The sequence below is a fragment of the Pelomicrobium sp. genome (assembly GCF_036803785.1).
In the GTDB taxonomy this organism is placed as follows: Bacteria; Pseudomonadota; Gammaproteobacteria; order Burkholderiales; family UBA6910; genus Pelomicrobium.
On sequence record NZ_DAIRTR010000235.1, the window covers coordinates 1 to 2,480 of the forward strand.

3 protein-coding genes and 1 pseudogene are annotated in these 2,480 nt (G+C 66.6%); 1 reads left to right on the forward strand and 3 read right to left on the reverse strand.

Going from position 1 to position 2,480, the window contains the following annotated elements; translation table 11 throughout:
- A pseudogene (locus V7Q81_RS15705) lies at window positions 1-619 on the forward strand (hypothetical protein); the annotation flags it as partial.
- Window positions 620-820: 201 nt separating this feature from the next.
- On the opposite strand, the gene V7Q81_RS15710 reads toward V7Q81_RS15705, so the two are convergent.
- The 3 genes from V7Q81_RS15710 to V7Q81_RS15720 all read right to left on the reverse strand — a co-directional run bounded on the left by V7Q81_RS15710 (window position 821) and on the right by V7Q81_RS15720 (window position 2,436).
- Entirely contained in the window at window positions 821-1,093 is a 273-nt protein-coding gene (locus tag V7Q81_RS15710; RefSeq protein WP_333845214.1) for an acylphosphatase, read from the reverse strand.
- 90 nt (window positions 1,094-1,183) lie between these two features.
- Window positions 1,184-1,891, reverse strand: coding sequence for a DsrE family protein (locus V7Q81_RS15715; RefSeq protein WP_333845216.1), 708 nt, complete (start codon window positions 1,889-1,891; stop codon window positions 1,184-1,186).
- The gene (locus V7Q81_RS15720; protein ID WP_333845218.1) at window positions 1,888-2,436 is read right to left on the reverse strand and encodes a sigma-70 family RNA polymerase sigma factor; all 549 of its coding nucleotides are present in this window, start codon (window positions 2,434-2,436) and stop codon (window positions 1,888-1,890) included. The genes V7Q81_RS15715 and V7Q81_RS15720 overlap by 4 nt, the downstream gene beginning before the upstream one ends.
- Between the last annotated feature and the right edge of the window lie 44 nt (window positions 2,437-2,480).

Consider the following 2,480-nt stretch of genomic DNA (forward strand, 5'->3'; position numbering starts at 1 on the left):
GTGGGACGCGGCCGTCGCGCTGCAGGAGCCTCCCCGGATCGGCCTGGGGCTGATGGGTTCGATGGCGATGATCCAGGGCGGGCGCCGGCTCGGGGCAAAGGCCATGGCTATGCCGGTCTGGAGTACGCGATCCTGTGGGAGCTCTTGCGATCCGGCGGGGCCGGTCGCCACCATCGTGCTTGCGCTTCGGCCTCCCGAAGACATCGCCGTCGAGAGCCACGATTTGCTTCTCTGCCAGATCGTCACGGCGCAGGAGACGATCAAAGTCTTCAGCCCCCCGGCACCGGAGGGCATCGCCTGGGACAAGCTTGCCGAAGCGGTCCTGGCGCAGATGCGCATGCTGGCGCAGCTCGGGCGTTGCCGCCCGGCCCGCCTCATGGCGAGTGAGCCAGCGGCGTGCTTGCGCAAGGTCGGGCTCCATGCTCAACCCGGGCCCCGCGGGCATCGCGAAGCGTCCCGTGGCGAGCGCCGGGGCATCGCAAAGGTTTGCCTCAGCGCATTGGCGCTCACCGCTTCCAGCTCCCCTCTCTTCCTGGGGCAGCCAACAGAGGAACCGGAGCCACGAGGCCCATGTCGCTCCCAGGGGATGTCCGGCACTCGCCCCGGGAAAACGAAATGACGATTGCCTCGCCCACGGCGCGGCACAACGCCGCAAGGCGATGCCGAAGCCAGCCAGTACTTTTGCACCCAGGGCCGGCTTCACCTGAGGCACGGCAGGTTGGGCAGCGGGCTCGAGCGGAGGAAAAGATGAGGTGTCGGGGGACTTCTGGGGTTCGTCAAACAAGCTCGCAGATCATCTCGCCGTTTCCGAGGCGGCCCTTTATCGCCAGATCTCGAAATCCGCGTAACCACCGCCTGCTTCCTCGCGGATGTCCACGGCAACGACGTGGGCACCCGCAGGGCCTTTTCGCGTCCAGGCGATCATGGCCTCCACCGCCTCCGGACTACCTTCCACTGTGGCCTCCACCTCACCGTCCGGGCGGTTGCGCACCCAGCCGGTCACGCCCAGCTCCCGGGCCTTGCGTGCCATGGAGAAGCGGAATCCCACGCCCTGGACGTGGCCGCGGATCAACAGATGCTTGCAGACTTTCACGCGCCGCGGTGTTTTCGGGATCGACCGGACGCTGTCTCGGGCGCCCGCACTTCTATTGTACGGCCGAGCGTGTCGGGGTCCGACACCGGCTCAGGGCTTCAGGTAACGGAAACCTTCCCGGGTCTGGAGTCGGGCGATCTCGGCGACCCCCGAGGGGACCAGGGTGGCTTGGGGGATGAGGCGACTCGGCTCGATGTGCCGTCGGGCCAGGGTGTTGCCGCAGACCCGGAAATCCACGCCCCGGGCCTTGAGCTCCGACACCATTACCGCGAACGGCCGGCCTTCCTTGTCCCGGGCGCCCTGGAGAAGGAAATCTACCCCCTCGTTGTGGGCCACCACCACGATGCGGGCGTTGGGGGACTGTTCCAGGTGGTTGGACAGATTGCGCAACGCGGCGGCGGCGTTGCTGCTGTCGTTGATGTGATAGATCACCTTCTCCATCGCGGCCGCGGCGAAGGGAGCCGTTTCGGGCTTGAGGACCCCTATCCACAGGGCGAAGGCCAGCGCGCCACCGGCAACCGGAAGGGTGAGGGCAAAGAGCCAGCGCCGCCAGCGGCTCTCCGCGTCAGCGGCCCGGAGCGTGCGGAGTCGGCGCTGTAGCCTGCGCTTCAGGCGCGGCGGCGCCGAGTGGCGAGCCGCGCCGCGTACCACCGCTTCTCGCACCGCGAGGGCCGCGACGTACCGCCTCCGGCAGGCATCACATCCGGCCAGGTGCCGCTCCAGCGCCAGTGAGGTGACCAGGTCTAGTTCCCCGTCCCCATAGGCGTGGAGCAGCTCGCGGGTTTCGTGGCAGTTCATCCTCGATCTTCCTGTCTGAAGTGGGCGGCCAGGGCGCGCTGTATGAGACTGCGTCCCCGGGCGAGTCGAGACATCACCGTTCCCATGGGAATGCCCAAGAGCTGGGCGATCTCCTTGTAGGACATTCCTTCTAGCTCCCGCAACACTAGCGCCTCCCGATACTCCACTGGAAGCGCCTCGATCGCCCGGCTCACCAAGTCCCGCTCGGCATGCCGGATCGCCGCCGCTTCCGGATCGGACAGGGTGAGCTCCCCGGCGGGGCCGTTGGGGGTGTGCTGCTCCTCGTCGAATGCCTCCTGCTCCCGGGATGGCCGGTTGCGGCTGTACAGGGTGTAGCAGGTATTGCGGACAATTCCCAGCAACCAGGCCTTTCCATTTTCGCCGTGGAACGAATCGAAGAACCGGTAGGCCCGCAGCAGCGCTTCCTGCACCGCTTCCTCGGCTTCGTGGGGGTCTCGGGTGATCCAATACGCCAGATTGTAGGCGGCGTCCATGTGCGCCATGACCAGCCGCTCGAAGCGCTCGTTTGTGCCCTTCAGGCGCACTTTTTACCTCTTGGTTTATTACCGGCTTTATCGCCACCTTATTC

Bases quoted from the DNA above. Each gene is read 5' to 3' on its own strand.
- V7Q81_RS15715 (WP_333845216.1), bottom strand. From the start codon at position 1,891: ATGAACTGCCACGAAACCCGCGAGCTGCTCCACGCCTATGGGGACGGG.